This is a genomic window from Pseudomonas brassicacearum subsp. neoaurantiaca (genome assembly GCF_013608025.1).
GTDB lineage: Bacteria > Pseudomonadota > Gammaproteobacteria > Pseudomonadales > Pseudomonadaceae > Aquipseudomonas.
Map to the genome: position 1 here is coordinate 118,998 of NZ_VDLV01000041.1, position 16,732 is coordinate 135,729.

Below are 16,732 nucleotides of genomic sequence, written 5' to 3' on the forward strand. Positions count from 1 at the left end.
TTGAAATGAACATTTACAAACACAAACAACCAGTAAAAGCCTTGTATTTCAGTAGGTTAGTTGTTGGCACAACGCTTGCTCCCGATGAGATATCGACAACGAGTCGCGAACAACAATAAAAGGGAGTCATTCATGAGTACGTCAAACACCCTCCGCCTGGGTCTTATCGGTGCCGGTCGCATGGGCAGCTTTCACGGCCTGACCGCCGCTCGCCACATCCCCGGCGCATGCCTTGCCGCCATTGCCGACCCGACGCCGGGCCAGGCCGCACGCCTGGCGACGGAACTGGGCGTGGAAAAGATCTATACCGATCCAAAACAGTTGCTGGACGACCCGGACATCGACGCCGTGCTGATCGCCGCGCCAGCCCGCAGCCACGCCGAACTGGTGATCAGCGCAGCGCTGGCGGGCAAGAGCGTGTTCTGCGAAAAACCCATGGCCATTACCCTGGACGAGGCGGATCGCGCCATTGCCGCCGCTGCCGATGCGAGGGTGACGTTGCAAGTGGGCTTCAATCGGCGCTTCGCCAAGAGCTTCCGCACGGCGCACCTGGACGTGGTCGCCGGTCGGATCGGCACGCCGCAATTGCTACGCTCGCTGACCCGCGATCCGGCGCTGAACAATCCCGCCGCCTCGCCGCAATGGGTGATTTTCCTGGAGACGCTGATCCACGATTTCGACACCTTGCGCTATCTCAATCCGGGTGCCGAAGCGGTCGAAGTGTTCGTCATGGCCGACGCGTTGATAGCGCCGGATTTCAAACACAAAGGATTCCTAGACACGGCAGTGGTCACGATCCGGTTCGACAACGGCGCCATCGCCACGGCCGAGGCGAACTTCCAGGCCGTGTACGGCTACGACGTGCGTGGCGAAGTGTTCGGCAGTGCCGGCATGTTGACCATGGGCAACGTCAACGATTCCGATTTGCTGCGCTACCTGGCCATTGGCGTCCAGGCCGATACCCAGCGCATGGACACCGATTTGCTGCGTGACGCCTACGTGGCCGAGCTCAATCACTTCGTCAGTTGCGTGCGCAGCGGCGAAAAACCCCTCGCCAGCGGTGAAGACGCCCGGGCCGCGTTGGCGATTGCCCGCGCCTGCATCGAATCGTTCCAGCAAGGCAAAGCGGTGCGTGTGCAAGGAGCGCTTTCATGAGTTTCATACCGTTCAAGCTGGCGGTCAGCGCCGAGATGGTGTTCCTCGACCTGCCCTTTGTCGAACGCGTCAAACGCATCCACGCGCTGGGCTTCAGCGTCGAGATCTGGAACTGGACGACCAAGGACATCCAGGCCCTCGCCGCCACTGGCGCTGATTTTACGTCCATGACCGGCTACATCGCGGGCAACCTGACCGACCCCGAGGATATCCAGCGACTGCTCGACAGCGCCCGGGAATCCTTGGCGGTCGCGGCGCAATTGGGTTGCCCAGGCCTGAACCTGCACGGCACAGGCCTGGGTGACCAGGGATTGCCAGTCAAGCCCGTAGCCCTGGCCACCGGCCGCATGTGGTTGAGCGCCTGCAAGACCCTGGAGAAAATCGCCCGTATCGGGGAAGACGCCGGCCGGGTGTTCCTGCTGGAAAACCTCAACACTGAAGTCGATCACCCGGGTACGCCGTTCGCCCGCGCCGACGACACGTTGGCGCTGATCGAGGCCGTGGGCAGCCCGCATCTGAAAATGAACCTGGACCTTTATCACGCGCAGATCGGCGAAGGAAACCTGATCGAGCTGATCCAGCGCGCCGGCGACGCCATCGGTGAAATCCAGGTAGCCGATGTGCCCGGCCGCATGGAGCCAGGCACCGGCGAAATTCATTACCCCGCCATTGCCAGGGCTTTGTCCGGCATGGGATACAACGGTGTGGTCGGCCTCGAAGGCTGGGCCAGCGGTGACAGTGAACGGGCGCTCGAACGCTTCAGGCAAGCCTTCACGCTGCGTGGGTGAGCCCCATGCAGAAGAATTCTTGATGACGTGCACTCCATAACAACAAAAGGAAAACCATCATGCGTCGTTGCTCACTGCTGTTCGCCACGCTGCTCCTGCTCTTCTGCCAATGGGCCACCGCCGACTATCGCATCGGCGTCAGCATCGCCAGGGTCGACGATAACTTCATGACCTATGTGCGTAACGGTCTGGACGAGGCCGCCAAGAAGGACGGCGTGCAGATCCAGTTCGAGGACGCCCAGGGCGATGTGGTCCGCCAGCTCAACCAGGTCCAGGGCTTCATCAACCAGAAAGTCGATGCGGTCATCGTCCTGCCGGTGGACACCTCCGCCACGGCCAATATCACCCGCGCCGCGGTGGAGGCAAAGACACCGCTGGTCTACGTCAACCGTCACCCGGACGAACGTACGCTGCCCAAAGGCGTGGTCACGGTGGCGTCCAATGACATCGAGGCCGGCCAATTGCAGATGCGTTATCTCGCCGAAAAACTGGGTGGCAAGGGCAACCTCGCGATCATCATGGGCGACCTTGCGCAAAACGCCACCCACGACCGTACCGAAGGGGTCAAGCAGGTGCTCAAGGACTTTCCCGACATCAAGGTGGTCGAGCAACAGAGTGCCGAGTGGCAGCGCAACAAGGGCATGGACCTGACCAGCAACTGGCTGCTGGCCGGCAGCCGCTTCGATGCCATCGTCGCCAACAATGACGAGATGGCCATCGGTGCGGCCATGGCCTTGCAACAGTCCGGCAAGGCCAAAGGCGAGGTTGCGATTGTTGGCATCGACGGTTTGCCGGACGGCCTGGCGGCGATCAAGCGCGGGATGCTGGTCGCCTCGGTGTTCCAGGACCCCAAGGCCCAGGCCACCAGCGCGATGCAGGCCGCCCTCAAGATGATCAAGGGCGAGCCGGTCGAGGCCGAGGTATGGGTGCCGTTCCAGTTGATCAAGCCTGAACAACTGGCGGTGTTCGAGCAGCGTTACAAATAGACGCGGGGCCTTGCTGCAGAATGCCCATCCGTTCGATGGGCTAACCTGACTCGGTTGACGCCGACAAGCGGCGACCGAGTCATTCAAGATGGTCCCTTCGCGCCCCCGTCCGATTTTCTCCACCCCATCGCTCTCCGAGACCACTTTCTGTCTTGACGCATCAGATGACGACCGTCATATTACGATCATCATAAGCCAGACAAAAACCGGCCAAGAGGGTTGATCCATGGAAACCGGAAGTGCATCAGCGATAGCAACCGCGCAACCACAGGCATCGAGTCCAGCCCTGACCGGCCGAATCGTCGCGCTGCTCGCAGGCCTCGCGGCGATCGGCATGCTCTCCACCAACATCATCCTTCCGGCGTTCCCGGTCATCGGCGACGACCTCGGCGTGACCGCCCGCGAATTGGGCCTGACACTCTCCAGTTACTTCGTCACCTTTGCCCTCGGCCAATTGGTGGTCGGGCCGCTGGCTGATCGTTATGGGCGACAGAAACTGGTGCTGGGCGGACTCTTGGTGTTCGTAGTCGGCACCGTCATCGGTGGCCTTGCCACAACTCTTGAGGTACTGATTGCCGGACGCGTCGTCCAGGCGCTCGGCGTGTGCGCGGCCTCGGTGCTGTCGCGTGCGATCGCCCGGGATCTGTTCGAAGGCGAGACCTTGGCCCGCGCCCTGTCGTTGACGATGGTCGCCACCGCCGCTGCGCCAGGTTTTTCACCGCTGGCCGGCAGCGTGCTGTCCGTCACCCTCGGATGGCGGGCGGTCTTCATTCTGGTGGGATTGGCCGCCGTGGTGCTGGCGTTCTTCTACGTTCGTGATCTTGGCGAAACCCATCCGGCCGACCGTCGGGCGCCCCACTCCACCGCCAGCGTCGTGCGCGCTTACGCAAGGCTGATGGCGGACAAGCGCTTCATTCTCCCTGCCCTGTCGATGAGCCTGCTGCTCAGCGGCTTGTTCGCCTCTTTCGCCGCTGCCCCGGCCATTCTCATGAAAGGCATTGGCCTGACGTCGGTGCAGGCCGGCCTGTATTTCGCCTCGACGGTGTTCGTCGTGTTCGCCGCCGGCATGGCTGCGCCGCGCCTGGCCCACCGCTACGGCCCACGGAACATTGCCCTGCTGGGGATCGCCTGCGCCATGGTCGGTGGCGGGCTGCTCATCATCGGGCCGGCCCATCCAGGCCTCGGCTGGTATGCAGTTTCGATGGTGACGTTCCTCTGGGGAATGGGGTTGGCAAATCCGTTGGGCACGGCGATCACCATGGGGCCTTTCGGCAAAGAGGCCGGGATGGCCTCGGCGCTGCTGGGTTTTCTCTCCATGGGTGCCGCAGCGCTGACCACCTGGCTGGCCTCGGTGTTGAGCTTTTCGCCCATCACTACGGTGGGCGCGATCCAGGCGTTGACCTGCCTGGTCGCGCTGGTGCTGTTCTTCCTGCGCCGCTGACGCGGCGTCAGTCTTCCCAGCGACGGAACAACACGCTGGCGTTGACGCCACCAAAACCAAACCCATTCGACAGCGCATGGGTGATCGGCATCTTCCGCGCCTTCAGGCCAACCAGATCGAGCCCGTTGGCCGCCTCATCGGGATGGTTCAGGTTCAGTGTCGGCGGCACGACCTGGTCACGCAGCGCCAGGACCGTGAAGATCGCTTCGATGCCGCCCGCCGCGCCCAACAAGTGACCGGTAGCGGATTTGGTGGACGTGATCGCCACACCGCCGCCCACGCCGAACACTGCACTAATCGCCGCCAGCTCACCGGCATCCCCAACCTGGGTGGACGTCGCATGGGCATTGATGTGTTGCACCTCGGCGGGGCTGATATCTGCCTGGCGCAGCGCTTGCTCCATGGCGCGACGGGCGCCATTGCCATCTTCCGGCCCTGCGGTGAGGTGATAGGCATCGGCGCTGGTGCCATAACCCACCAGTTCTGCCAACGGCTTGGCGCCCCGGGCCAGGGCGTGTTCCAGCGACTCGATCACCAGCAACCCGGCGCCTTCGGCCATGACGAAGCCATCGCGATCCCGGTCGAACGGCCGCGAGGCCTCTTGCGGACGCTCGGCGAATCCCGTGGACAGCGCCCGAGCCGCCGCAAAACAACCCAAGGTCACGCGATCGATCGCGGCCTCGGTGCCGCCGCAAATGGCAATGTCCGCCTCGCCACTCTTGATCATCCGGGCGGCATCGCCAATGGCTTGCACGCCGGCAGCGCACGCCGTGACCGGCGCACCGAGCGGCCCCTTGAAACCATGGCGGATGGACACTTGGCCGGCCGCCATGTTGGCCAGGAATGCCGGCGCGGTGAACGGCGACAACCGCCGTGGACCACGCGCATCGGTGATGCGCACCGCATCGGCAATCGTGGCGAACCCACCGACGCCCGAAGAAATGATCGTGGCGGTCCGCTCCTGATCGACGGCTTCGACCGGGTGCCAGCCCGCCTGCTCCAGCGCTTCGTGAGCCGCCACCAGGGCGAACTCGATGAAGCGGTCCATTTTCTTGCGATCCTTGGGCGCGATGAGGCGTTCCGGGTCGTAACCGGCGATGCCATCCTCTTCCAGCGTTGGCACCTGCCCGCCCACGGCAACGCCCGTGCCTTCGGTGACATCGGCGGACAGGTTGCGAATGCCGGAATGCCCGGCCAGCAACCGCTGCCAGACCTCTTCGACCACGCAGCCCAGCGGCCCGACCATGCCAACGCCAGTGACGACGATGCGTTTTTGATCTTCGTGATTTTTCATGAAGCCCTCTTCGTATCAGGACGGATCTTGAACCAGATGGAATACATCGCCGGCAGGAACACCAGCGTCATGATAGTGCCGACGAACGTGCCGCCGATCAGGGTGTAGGCCAGCGTGCCCCAGAACACGGAATGCGTCAGCGGAATGAACGCCAGGATCGCCGCCAGCGCAGTGAGCAGCACCGGCCGCGCCCGCTGCACCGTGGCTTCGATCACCGCGTGGAACGGATCGAGGCCTTCGCTGGCGTTGTGATGGATCTGTCCGATCAGGATCAAGGTGTTGCGCATCAGGATGCCCGACAGCGCGATCAGGCCAACCAGTGCGTTGATGCCGAAGGGCTGGTTGAAAATCAGCAGCGTCGGCACCACGCCGATCAGCCCCAGCGGCGCGGTCATGAACACCATGATCATCGCCGAGATCGAACGGACCTGCAGGATGATGATCAGCAACGTCATGGCGACCATGATCGGCACCAGCGGCACGATCGCCTTGCCGGCCTTGCCCGATTCTTCGATGGCGCCTGCCTGGTCGATCCGGTAGCCGGCGGGCAATCTGTCGATGACCGGCTGCAGTTGCCGGATGATCGCGCTGGAGACGTCCGGTGGTTGCAAGCCTTCGGCGATGTCGCCACGTACGGTCATGGTCGGCGTGCGATCACGACGGCGCAGGATCGGGTCTTCCATGCGCACATCGACTTCGCCCACCTGGGACAGCGGAACATGCTGGCCCGTCGCGCCCACCAGGGTGAAGCCTTCGATCTTGGCCGGATCGAGGCGAATGTCCCCGGCGGCGCGGCCGACCACCTGCACCGAACGGATGTCCTCGCGCACTGCGGTGATCGGCACGCCCGTCAGCAGGAATTGCAACTGCTGGGCGACCGCGTTGGAGGTCAGCCCCACGGCCTGCAGGCGGTCCTGATCGAGGTTGAAATGCAGGGTCGGCACCAAGGGTCCCCAATCGGTGTTGACGGTCCTCATCAACGGACTCGCCTGCATGATGCCCTGGACCTGACTGGCAATCTCGCGCAGCTTCGACGGATCCGGGCCCATCACTCGATAGGCCACGGGGAACGGTGAATACGGGCCAAACACCAGTTGCGTCACCCGCACCCGTGCCTCGGGCGCGAGTCCATCGGCGACCGCTTGGCGGAGGCGGAACTTGAGGGCCTCGCGCGCCTCCTGGCTGTCCGTCAGCACGACAATCTTCGCGAACGACGGATCGGGAAGCTCCGGCGCCATCGCCAGGTAGAAACGCGGCGCGCCTTGGCCGATATAAGCGGTGACGATCCTGGCCTCCTCCTGCTGTTGCAGCCAGGTTTCGACCTTGGCGGTGGTGGCGCTCGTCTGCTCGATGGAAGTGCCGTACGGCATCTGTACTTCCACCAGTACCTCGGGCCGGTCCGAGGTTGGGAAAAACTGTTTCTTGACCAGGCTCATGCCGAGGATAGCCACCCCGAATGTCGCGATCACCGTACCGGCCACCCACCATTTGCGCGCGATGACCCGCGTCAGCACTCGGCGGAAGCGGTTGTAATGGCGAGTGTTGTAGATCGCCGCATGACCGCCTTCGACCTGCTTGATGTCGGGCAACAGTTTCACGCCCAGGTACGGCGTGAAGGCCACCGCGACCACCCAGGACGCGATCAGGGCAATGCCGACGATCCAGAACATGTTGCTGGTGTATTCGCCGGCGGTTGATTGGGCGAAGCCGTTGGGCATGAAGCCGATGGCGGTCACCAGTGTGCCGGAGAGCATCGGCGCGGCCGTGTGGCTCCAGGCATAGGCGGAGGCCTTGATCCGGTCGTAGCCCTCCTCCATTTTCACCACCATCATCTCGATGGCGATGATCGCGTCGTCCACCAGCAACCCGAGCGCGAGGATCAGCGAGCCGAGGGTGATGCGGTCGAAATTCTTGCCGCTGGCGGCCATGACCACGAAAACCACCGCCAGGGTCAACGGCACAGCCGCCGCGACCACGACACCGACGCGCCAGCCCATGCTGAGGAAACAGACGATCATCACCACCAGCAGCGCGACGAAGAACTTGACCATGAACTCGCCGACGGCCGAGTCGATGTTCACCGACTGATCGGTGACTTTGCTCAACGTCATGCCCAACGGCATGCCCTCGTTGATCTTGCCCGTCTCGGCGTCCAGCGCCTTGCCCAGGTCCAGGCCATTCCAGCCCTCGCGCATAATGACGCCCAGCAACAATGCCTCTTCGCCGCCGTTGCGCACCAGGAATGAGGCCGGATCTTCATAGCCGCGCTCAACGGTGGCCACGTCCGACAGTTTCAGCGAACGCCCTTGGACCGTGACCGGTGTGTCACGAATCTTCTGCAGCCTGTCGAAGGCACCGTCCAGGCGCAGGAAAACCTGCGGCCCGGCGGTTTCGATGGAGCCGGCGGGCGTGAGCATGTTCTGGCTGTTTAGGGCGGCAAAAATGTCCTGGGGCGAAACCCCCAGGGTCGCCAGGCGATCATGGGAAAACGACACGAAAATCCGTTCGGCCTGCTCACCGATGATGTTGACCTTCTTCACGCCCGGCACGTGCAGCAACCGTTGGCGCAACGCCTCGACATCGCGCACCAGCAATCGTTGCGGCTCGCCCTTGGCTTTCAGGGCGAACAAGGCGAAGGTCACGTCGGAAAACTCATCGTTGACCATCGGCCCGATGACACCCGCCGGTAGCTTGATCGCCTCGTCAGCCAGCTTCTTGCGCGCCTGGTAAAACTCTTCCTGCACCTGGGACGGCGGCGTGCGGTCGACCAGCGAAACCACGGTGAACGCCAGCCCTGGGCGGGTGTAGGTTTCCGTGCGGTCGTACCACTTCAATTCTTGCAGGCGCTTTTCCAGCGGTTCGGCGACTTGGTCCTGCATCTCCTGGGCCGTCGCGCCCGGCCAGGCCGTGATGACCGTCAGTTGCTTGACCGTGAACGGTGGGTCCTCGGCGCGCCCCAACTGGAAGAACGCGAGGACGCCCGCGACGGCAATCAGGAACAACAGGAATACGGTAATGGAGCGTTCGCGAACGGCGAGCGCGGACAGGTTGAAGCTCATGGGTGATTCCCCGCAACCTTGACGTCGCCCGGAGGAGCCACATTCACCGCCTCGCCTTCGTGCAACAGATGCGTGCCCAGCGCGACGATCCGCTCGCCCATTTTCAGTTCGCCGGAGACCTGCGCAGCATCGTCGCTCAAGCCGAGGACCTGCACAGGACGCCAGGCGACTTTCGCCGGCTCCCCCGTAATGACCCAGACGCCGGTGCCCTTGCCCGCATCGTGCACGGCGGCGATCGGCACTTGCAGCGCCTGACCTGGTCGAGCGCCCGTGGCGATCCGCAGTGTGACGGTCGAACCCAACGGCGCGTTGCCCAGTGCGCCCTCCAATACATACCGCGCCTCGAAAGTGCGGGTCACGCGATCGGCGGAATCCGACAGCAACCGCAACTTCGCGCTGACCACTTGCGAAGCGTTGCCATACAGCGTTGCCTGCGCAGTGGCCCCCGGGGCAGGCCGCAGCGTCTCGGGCAACTGCACAACGGCTTCGCGCTGCCCGGCCCGCGCCAGTCGAACCACGATTTGTCCCGGGGCGACGACTTGTCCGGGCTCGGCCAATGTCTCCATCACCACGCCATCGGCGTCGGCGAGCAGGACGGCGTAGCCGGAAGCGTTGCGAGCCACATCGGCCTGGGCCTGGGCCGCGCTGAGTTGTGCCTTGGCAGTGTCGGCGGCGGCCTTGATCTGGTCGTAACCCGAAGCGGAGATGGCGCCTGCGGCGACCAGTTCCCGATAACGAGCCTCATCGTCGGCGGTCTGCTTGGCCCTGGCCCGGGCGGCGGCGACAGCCTCTTCCTGGGCCCGCGCCTGCAATCCAAGATCAATAGGGTCCAGGCGCATCAGCGGTTGCCCGCGCTTGACGGTCTGGCCGGTATCAACCAGGCGTTCCAGTACCTTGCCCGACACGCGGAAACCCAGGTCGCTCTGGACCCTGGCCGTGACTACGCCGGTGAAGGACCGTGATATCTCAGGGGAACCCAATACTTCGGCCACCCTCACCAAGGGCGCCGCCGTGCGGGGATCTTTCTCGGGGGCCGACTCGCCACACGCCGTCAGGACGAGAGGCAACAGGCAAGCGGCAAGGGTGACAGGTCGACGCCGAAGCATAGGATCCCTTTCTTGTACGGTCTGATGGAAAGCGCATTCTCATTCTCGTGACCATTTCTGTCAATCGTCACATAGGAGGCGCTTTTTGCTCGTCCCAAACAATCCTTTAATCAGCCGGCCAATCTTCGCAACTCTCGGCAATCGTGCCAATAAGCTCGATTGACAGGATGTGACCATAACGTACTATGGTCACAATCCACGCCGTCCCAAGGAAACGCCATGCCTCCCCTTCGCCCACTTGCTCTTCTACTGAGCACCTGCTTGATGGCAGGTTGCGCAGTCGGCCCGGATTACCATCGTCCGGCCGCCCCGCTTTCGAATCAGTACCTGGGTCAACCTTCGGTCGAACAGCGGTCCTCGACCCGCCGGGCCGATTTGATTGCGTGGTGGGAAAGCTTTGGCGACCCCATGCTTGCCGGCTTCGTCGTCCAGGCATTGGAACAGAACCTGGACCTGGCGCAGGCGTCGGCGCGGGTAATGCAGGCTCGGGCGGGACTGGGTGCAGCGACCGCCGCTTTGCTGCCCTCGGGAAACATCAACGGTCAAGCCGCGCGCGCCTACCAGTCGGTCGAGACGCCGCTCGGCCAGGTGCTGGATTCCACGCCTGGCTACGATCGATACGGAAGTTCCTATGAGCTCAACCTTGGCGCCAGTTGGGAGATAGACGCCTTTGGTGGCCTGCGGCGCGGACGCGAAGCGGCGATGGCCGATTACCAGGCATCGGAGGCCGGTGCTGTCGCCACGCGCCTGGCCGTCGCCGCGCAGGTTGCCGACACCTACATCACGGTTCGCGGATTGCAGGCCCGGCTGGACATTGCCAACCGACAGGTCAGGACGCAGCAAGACCTGCTGGGTAAAGTCCAACTGCTCTACAGCAAAGGCCTTGCCGCCAGCTACCAGGTTCGCCAGACCGAGGGGCAACTGGCACAAGTCCAGGCAACGGTGCCGGTCCTGCAGACCGGGTTGGATGCAGCGATGAACGCCCTGGATGTCATGCTCGGCACGCCACCCGGCACTCATCGATCTCAACTGGCAGAGCAACGCGATATTCCGCTCGCCCCGCAAATAACCACGACCGGAACACCCGCGGACCTGCTACGTCGCCGGCCTGATCTGATCGTCGCCGAACGCCGCCTGGCGGCTTCCAATGCACGCATCGGCGAAGCCGTCGCCGAGTACTATCCGAAGTTCTCCCTGAGCGCCCTGCTCGGCAGCGCCACGGCAGTATCGAGCGGCAACCTGTTCAGCGGCGGTGCCAGCCAGTCGGCGGGCGTGCTGGGCCTGCGCTGGAGGCTGTTCGATTTTGGCCGCATCAACGCCCAGATCGACCAGGCCAAGGGGCAGGAAGCCGAAGCGTTGGCCGCTTATCGCCAGTCGGTATTGCGCGCCACTGAAGACGTCGAAAACGCCTTCAGCGCCCTGGTCAATCGCGAAGCCCAGGCAACCACCCTCACCCAAGGCGAAACGTCTTTGAGCCAGGCTCGCCAATCCTCCTTTGTCGCCTATGAGAAAGGCACCGCGAGCCTGATCGATGTGCTCAACGCCGACGAGACGCTGTTGCGAACCTCAGACACCCGAGCGCAAGCGCGAACGGAATCTGCACGGGCGGCGGTCGCGGCATTCAGGGCGCTTGGCGGTGGCTGGCAGTCGCCAGGGGAAGGTCCGCTGGCGACCCGGTGAGCGCGCCAGCCCCCCTGACTGCAAGCAGACTTGAGAGCGAATCCGTAGCCGCACGCATGACCAAAACAACAAATGGTCACGCTTCTGCTCAATCTGTTTCAGGATCACATAGACGCGCCATGTCGAAACATCAGGGCATCAGGCTGCGCAAAATGAGATTGGCAGTCAGCGCAGGGCCCTCTTCGACGAAGTCCAGGCTGTGCTGCAGCAATAACGGATTGACGAAAGGCCGCAGGGTCAAGTGGATGGCATCCACGGTTTCGTCCAGTGGCGTGCGGCGTTCAAACTCACCGAGTTCACGGCCCTCGCGAACGATCTGCAACACGAACCCCTTGATCCTGGCGTCATAGACGCGCGAGCTGGGCCAGCGTTCCGAAGCCGAGAAGGCCGCGATATCGTAGAGTTTCCGGTCGTTGAAGAACAGGCTCACCCCGGTAACCATCAAGGTCTTGACCAGCCGACGAAGACGCTCGGTCGCCGAAATCCCCTCTTCATTGATGGCCTTGTCCACGGCGTCGACGATCGTCGACAGGCAATTGGCGCAAATAGCTTCGCCAATCGCCTGCTTGGAGTCGAAGAACTTGTAGATGTACGCCTTGGAAAAACCGATGGCCTTGGCCAGGTCGGAGACCGTGGTCTTGCCGAAGCCGTACTGGCTGAAATGTTCATGGGCGGCCGCGATGATCTGGTCACGAATTTCGTGATCAGCTGGGCCGCGGGCACTGGGCGGTGCGATGGATGGCTGGTTCATGGGGGCAGCTTACGCATCCCAAGGAGGGTTGACAACTTATGACCAGATTATGATTCAGTCACAATCCAACCATGGCAGCCAAGATAACCCGCCATGTCGCCGCTACCCGATCACCCGTGCATACACCGACCTGTCGACATTGCCACCGGACAGGATCACCCCGACCTTTTTTCCCTCCATCTTCTCCCGCTCCTGCATAAGCCCCGCCAACGCCGCCGCACCGGCGCCTTCAGCCAGATTGTGGGTGTCGGTGTAATAGACGCGCATGGCCTCGGCAATCTCCTCATCGTTGACCGCCACGATCCGCGCCGCCCCGGCGCTGTAAATGGCGAAGGCTTCTGGAATCGGCCTGCGCACAGCGAGACCGTCGGCGAAGGTATTGGCCGACGGGGTTTCATGGATTTCAGCCGCTTCAAACGATAGCTTCGCCGCCATCGCCTCGGTGGAAACTACGCCCACGATTTGGGTCTGCAACCCGAGGGCATCGCGCGCGGCGATGACCGCGCAGATTCCCGAGCCACAGCCAATCGGCACGTAGACGGTGTCCAGGTCAGGCGCGGCCTTGAACAGCTCAAACGCATAGGTGGCGACGCCCTTGACCAGCTCGGGATGAAACGGCGGTACGAGATAGAGTCCCTGGGTTTGCGCCAAGCGCGCCGCCTCTTCCCGGGCCTCGTCAAAATCACGGCCATATTCAATCACCTCGCCGCCGAAACCGCGCATGGCGTTGTTCTTCTCGGTCGAGTTGCCCTCCGGCACCACGATCAGCGCCCGTAGCCCCGCCGAGCAGGCCGCCAGCGCCAAGCTTTGACCGTGGTTGCCACGGGTAGCGGTGACGACCCCTTTTGCCTGCGGGTGCTCGCGCTTGAGCCAATGCACGAAGGTAATGCCGCCGCGCGCCTTGAACGCGCCTGTCGGGGTATGGTTTTCATGCTTGACCCACACCGTGCAACCCAACCGTTCCGCCAGCAAGGGCCAGGCATACTGGGCGGTGGCGGGCATGACCTGGTAGACCTGGCGAGCCGCTTGTTCGATATCGTCGTAAGTCAATGTGTGCATGGTCGGTCTCCTGTGGTTTCGCCCAGTCTAGGCACGGTGATCGAGCCCGGGCTTTCAAAAAACTGACCTGACTTTTATGCCGCCGCTTCACTACTATGGGCAACATGAGCCATCGGAACCGCCCGCAGCCACCACGCCCGACTGAATCGACCCGTCGCATCGAGGCCGGCCCGTGGCTGATCGAATTGCTCCCCGGCTGCGCCTACGCGACCCGATACGTCGCGACCCAGGCGTCGATCGGCTTTGCCTTCGACAGCCAGCGCGGCCAGCACGCCATCGGCAGTGATCGGATACTGCCTTTCAATGCGATGCCCAACGGCCTGGCGTTCGTCCCGGCCCAGTGTGATGTGTATTCCGAGTCGCCCCATGGCGGTGAATACCTGCGGGTGATGCGCACCGACGGCGTTGTACTGCCAGGCAATAATGCCTTCAACAACCGACTCGACCCGCGCGCCATCGCCTTCGCGCAACGCATGCGTCGTGCGTTGTTGCACGGCTCGATCGACGACGATTGGGAAGCCTGGGCCCTTGCGTTGGCTGAACGTGCAACGTCGGAAACAGCCCTGCCGGCGCGGCCCCAAGGCTCCATCACCGACAGTCGCATGCGTTTGCTGGATGAGTTCATCGATGCCGGCCTCGACCAACCCCTGGGCGTATCGGCGATGGCGCAACTGCTCGGATTATCCGAGGGTTATTTCATGCGGGCTTTCAAGGCCGCTACGGGCAAAAGTCCCCATGGCTACCTGATCGACCGGCGCCTGGCCAAGGCCCGGGCACTGATGCGTGACTCTACGGCGACCCTGGCGGAAATCGCCCACGCCTGCGGCTTCAGCTCACAGGCGCACATGGCGACGACGTTCAAACAGCGCCTCGGGGTGAGTCCGGCGCAGCTGCGCTAGATGACGAGCGGAGTTGACGCCCTTGACTTAATGGTCCAGTTTTTAAAAGAAGCCAAGACAGCATCCCGCTCGTTAATCAGAGGGCCACTGCCGCCTATGAATGATGTACGAAGGAACTCCCCCACTATTGAATGTCGTTGGGCATGCCAGTGCCGTTGATCCCTCTGGTTGTGTGCGACGACTCCACCATGGCGCGCAAGCAGGTGTTGCGGGCGCTGCCGCAAGACTGGCCGGTTTCAGTCACCGAGGCGGTCAATGGCCGCCAGGCCATGGATGCCATACGCCAGGGCCTGGGCCACGTTGTGCTGCTCGACCTGACCATGCCGGAGATGGACGGATATCAAGTGCTCAGCGCCTTGCGCGCCGAAGGGCTGAAAGCGCAAGTCATCGTGATTTCCGGGGACGTCCAGGATGAGGCTGTGCGCCGTGTGCTCGAACTGGGCGCCCTGGCTTTCCTGAAAAAGCCGTTCGATGAAAATGAACTGCGCCAGACACTCAACCGGGTGGGACTGCTGACCCAGCCCGGCAAGGCGCCGCTGCAAAACCGACCGGCATCTAACGCGGCCATCAGCTTCCAGGATGCGTTTCGCGAAACGGTCAACGTTGCCATCGGCCAGGCAGCGGCCCTGATCGCCAAGGTGCTGGGTGTCTTCGTGCAACTGCCGGTGCCGAACGTCAATGTCCTTGAGGTTGGCGAATTGCACATGGCCTTGAACGACGTCGGCAGCTCCCAGCAACTCACGGCAATCTGCCAGGGATTCATCGGCAGCGGTATCGCCGGCGAAGCCCTGCTGATCTTCCATGACTCGGAGATTGCCGATATCGCGCAACTGATGCAGCGCCAGAGCGCCGATTACTCTGACCTGGAAATGTTGGTGGACCTGTCGAGCATCCTGATCGGCGCGTGCCTGAGCAGCATTGCCGAGCAGATCGACGTGATTTTCTCCCAGGGGCATCCGCAGGTCCTTGGCCAGCATGCAGCCATCGAAGAACTGATCCAGGCGAACCGCGTCCGTTGGAAAAAGACCTTGGCGGTGGAAATCAGCTACAGCCTGGAGGGGCAGAATATCCGGTTCGACCTGTTGCTGCTGTTCACGGAAGACTCCATCGAGCGGCTGACCCACAAACTCGCCTACCTGATGAACTGAGCCATGAACGAATCCATCGATCTGAACGAATTCCACTGGTTGCTGGCCATCGTTCAGAGCATCGACGTCGGCGTGGTGGTGCTCGATCGCGAATACCGCGTGCAGGTCTGGAACACCTTCATGGAGAACCGCTCCGGGGTCCAGCCCAAGGATGCCCAGAACCGGAATTTCTTCAGTCTGTTCCCGGAAATCGATCGCCAGTGGTTCAGCCGCAAGGTGGAAAGCGTCGCGACCCTGGGCACGCCCGCGTTCACGGTCTGGGAGCAGCGCCCGTACTTGATGCGCTTCAAGAGCTACCAGCCGATCACCGGGCAGGAGGAGTTCATGTACCAGAACACCACGCTGCTGCCGCTGCGCTCGCCTGACAACCGCATCAACCACATCTGCCTGGTGATCTATGACGTCACCGACGTCGCCACCAATCGCCATCAGATCCAGGCCGCCAACGCTCAACTGCAATTGCTCTCCAGCACCGATCGCCTGACCGGCCTGTACAACCGCGGCCATTGGGAAGGCAGCCTGAAAGCCGCCTACGCCCGGCACCAGCGCTACGGCAATGCGCTGAGCCTGGTGATGTTGGACATCGACCACTTCAAGCACGTCAACGACAACTACGGGCACCAGGCCGGCGACAAGGTCATCGAGCAGCTCGCCCAACTGCTGCGCGAGCATGCGCGCGAGTCCGACGTGGCCGGGCGCTATGGCGGTGAGGAGTTCGGCGTGGTGCTCTCGGACACCGACCAGGCCGGCGCACGGATTTTCGCCGAGCGCCTGCGCCAGGCTGTCGAGCAGTTGTTGGTGCAATACAACGGCCAGGACATCCGTTTCACCATCAGCCTGGGCGTAGCCGACCTGAGCGCGCCGGCGAACGATCACGCCGAGCTGATCGCCCGGGCCGACCAGGCGTTGTATACATCGAAGAAAACCGGGCGCAATCGCGTGACGGTTCACGGTCACTGACCCACGAAAAACCGTGGGAGCGAGCCTGCTCGCGAAGGCGTCGGCACATCCTACATCGCTGCAAACTGATCCACCGCTTTCGCGAGCAGGCTCGCTCCCACATGGATAGCGCATGCTCATGTGCTTTGCATTCAGCGCAAGACCCTTGCTCGCGAAGGCGTCAGCACATCCAACATCAATGCAAGCTGATCCACCGCTTTCGCGAGCAGGCTCGCTCCCACAGAGATCTTGGGTGTCCATGTGCTTTGCATTCAGCGCAGGCCCCCTGTGGGAGCGAGCTTGCTCGCGAAGACGTCGGCACATTCAACATCACTGCAAGCTGATCCACCGCTTTCGCGAGCAGCCTTGAACTGGTCAAGTAATCCCGGACACCGATTACGGTGTTTATGCCGCTTTTTGCTCCATG

Annotated in this window: 13 protein-coding genes; 8 read left to right on the forward strand and 5 right to left on the reverse strand. The window is 62.7% G+C overall.

Going from position 1 to position 16,732, the window contains the following annotated elements:
- Nucleotides 1-132 precede the first annotated feature (132 nt).
- The 4 genes from FHK92_RS20780 (at nt 133) to FHK92_RS20795 (ending at nt 4,370) form a co-directional block, all read left to right on the forward strand.
- Entirely contained in the window at nt 133-1,155 is a 1,023-nt protein-coding gene (locus tag FHK92_RS20780) for a Gfo/Idh/MocA family oxidoreductase (RefSeq protein WP_181289728.1), read from the forward strand.
- Entirely contained in the window at nt 1,152-1,943 is a 792-nt protein-coding gene (locus FHK92_RS20785; protein WP_181289729.1) for a TIM barrel protein, read from the forward strand. Before FHK92_RS20780 ends, FHK92_RS20785 begins: the two co-directional genes overlap by 4 nt.
- 59 nt (nt 1,944-2,002) lie before the next feature.
- Entirely contained in the window at nt 2,003-2,929 is a 927-nt protein-coding gene (locus FHK92_RS20790) for a sugar ABC transporter substrate-binding protein (protein WP_181289730.1), read from the forward strand.
- 226 nt (nt 2,930-3,155) lie between these two features.
- On the forward strand, nt 3,156-4,370 hold the full coding sequence (locus tag FHK92_RS20795; protein ID WP_181289731.1) for a multidrug effflux MFS transporter: 1,215 nt from the start codon (nt 3,156-3,158) through the stop codon (nt 4,368-4,370).
- Nucleotides 4,371-4,377: 7 nt separating this feature from the next.
- Here FHK92_RS20795 and fabF read toward each other — a convergent pair whose 3' ends face one another.
- Genes fabF through FHK92_RS20810 form a run of 3 tightly spaced genes read right to left on the reverse strand, consistent with a single transcriptional unit; the run spans nt 4,378 to nt 9,829 of the window.
- Complete coding sequence (gene fabF, locus FHK92_RS20800) at nt 4,378-5,664, reverse strand: beta-ketoacyl-ACP synthase II (protein ID WP_181289732.1); 1,287 nt, start codon at nt 5,662-5,664, stop codon at nt 4,378-4,380.
- Entirely contained in the window at nt 5,661-8,723 is a 3,063-nt protein-coding gene (locus tag FHK92_RS20805) for an efflux RND transporter permease subunit (RefSeq protein WP_181289733.1), read from the reverse strand. Before FHK92_RS20805 ends, fabF begins: the two co-directional genes overlap by 4 nt.
- Nucleotides 8,720-9,829: an efflux RND transporter periplasmic adaptor subunit gene (locus tag FHK92_RS20810; protein ID WP_181289734.1), complete on the reverse strand. Its 1,110-nt coding sequence runs from the start codon at nt 9,827-9,829 to the stop codon at nt 8,720-8,722. The genes FHK92_RS20805 and FHK92_RS20810 overlap by 4 nt, the downstream gene beginning before the upstream one ends.
- 219 nt (nt 9,830-10,048) lie before the next feature.
- Between FHK92_RS20810 and FHK92_RS20815 the strand changes: the two genes are divergently transcribed.
- Entirely contained in the window at nt 10,049-11,509 is a 1,461-nt protein-coding gene (locus tag FHK92_RS20815) for an efflux transporter outer membrane subunit (RefSeq protein WP_181289735.1), read from the forward strand.
- A 130-nt stretch (nt 11,510-11,639) separates the two neighbouring features.
- Here FHK92_RS20815 and FHK92_RS20820 read toward each other — a convergent pair whose 3' ends face one another.
- The gene (locus tag FHK92_RS20820; protein WP_181289736.1) at nt 11,640-12,260 is read right to left on the reverse strand and encodes a TetR/AcrR family transcriptional regulator; all 621 of its coding nucleotides are present in this window, start codon (nt 12,258-12,260) and stop codon (nt 11,640-11,642) included.
- Between the two features lie 102 nt (nt 12,261-12,362).
- Nucleotides 12,363-13,319, reverse strand: coding sequence for a threonine dehydratase (locus FHK92_RS20825; RefSeq protein ID WP_181289737.1), 957 nt, complete (start codon nt 13,317-13,319; stop codon nt 12,363-12,365).
- 104 nt (nt 13,320-13,423) lie between these two features.
- Between FHK92_RS20825 and FHK92_RS20830 the strand changes: the two genes are divergently transcribed.
- From FHK92_RS20830 to FHK92_RS20840, 3 genes are all read left to right on the forward strand, one after another.
- A complete protein-coding gene (locus FHK92_RS20830) occupies nt 13,424-14,218 on the forward strand; it encodes a helix-turn-helix transcriptional regulator (protein WP_181289738.1) in 795 nt (264 codons plus the stop codon).
- Nucleotides 14,219-14,361: 143 nt separating this feature from the next.
- Entirely contained in the window at nt 14,362-15,366 is a 1,005-nt protein-coding gene (locus tag FHK92_RS20835) for a response regulator (RefSeq protein ID WP_258232706.1), read from the forward strand.
- A 3-nt stretch (nt 15,367-15,369) separates the two neighbouring features.
- Entirely contained in the window at nt 15,370-16,326 is a 957-nt protein-coding gene (locus FHK92_RS20840) for a sensor domain-containing diguanylate cyclase (protein ID WP_181289740.1), read from the forward strand.
- Nucleotides 16,327-16,732 lie beyond the last annotated feature (406 nt).

Coding starts and splice junctions, on each gene's coding strand:
- FHK92_RS20835 (WP_258232706.1), top strand. CDS start 14,362: ATGCCAGTGCCGTTGATCCCTCTGGTTGTGTGCGACGACTCCACCATG.
- FHK92_RS20825 (WP_181289737.1), bottom strand. CDS start 13,319: ATGCACACATTGACTTACGACGATATCGAACAAGCGGCTCGCCAGGTC.
- fabF (WP_181289732.1), bottom strand. CDS start 5,664: ATGAAAAATCACGAAGATCAAAAACGCATCGTCGTCACTGGCGTTGGC.
- FHK92_RS20785 (WP_181289729.1), top strand. CDS start 1,152: ATGAGTTTCATACCGTTCAAGCTGGCGGTCAGCGCCGAGATGGTGTTC.
- FHK92_RS20805 (WP_181289733.1), bottom strand. CDS start 8,723: ATGAGCTTCAACCTGTCCGCGCTCGCCGTTCGCGAACGCTCCATTACC.
- FHK92_RS20795 (WP_181289731.1), top strand. CDS start 3,156: ATGGAAACCGGAAGTGCATCAGCGATAGCAACCGCGCAACCACAGGCA.
- FHK92_RS20780 (WP_181289728.1), top strand. CDS start 133: ATGAGTACGTCAAACACCCTCCGCCTGGGTCTTATCGGTGCCGGTCGC.
- FHK92_RS20790 (WP_181289730.1), top strand. CDS start 2,003: ATGCGTCGTTGCTCACTGCTGTTCGCCACGCTGCTCCTGCTCTTCTGC.
- FHK92_RS20810 (WP_181289734.1), bottom strand. CDS start 9,829: ATGCTTCGGCGTCGACCTGTCACCCTTGCCGCTTGCCTGTTGCCTCTC.
- FHK92_RS20840 (WP_181289740.1), top strand. CDS start 15,370: ATGAACGAATCCATCGATCTGAACGAATTCCACTGGTTGCTGGCCATC.
- FHK92_RS20815 (WP_181289735.1), top strand. CDS start 10,049: ATGCCTCCCCTTCGCCCACTTGCTCTTCTACTGAGCACCTGCTTGATG.
- FHK92_RS20820 (WP_181289736.1), bottom strand. CDS start 12,260: ATGAACCAGCCATCCATCGCACCGCCCAGTGCCCGCGGCCCAGCTGAT.
- FHK92_RS20830 (WP_181289738.1), top strand. CDS start 13,424: ATGAGCCATCGGAACCGCCCGCAGCCACCACGCCCGACTGAATCGACC.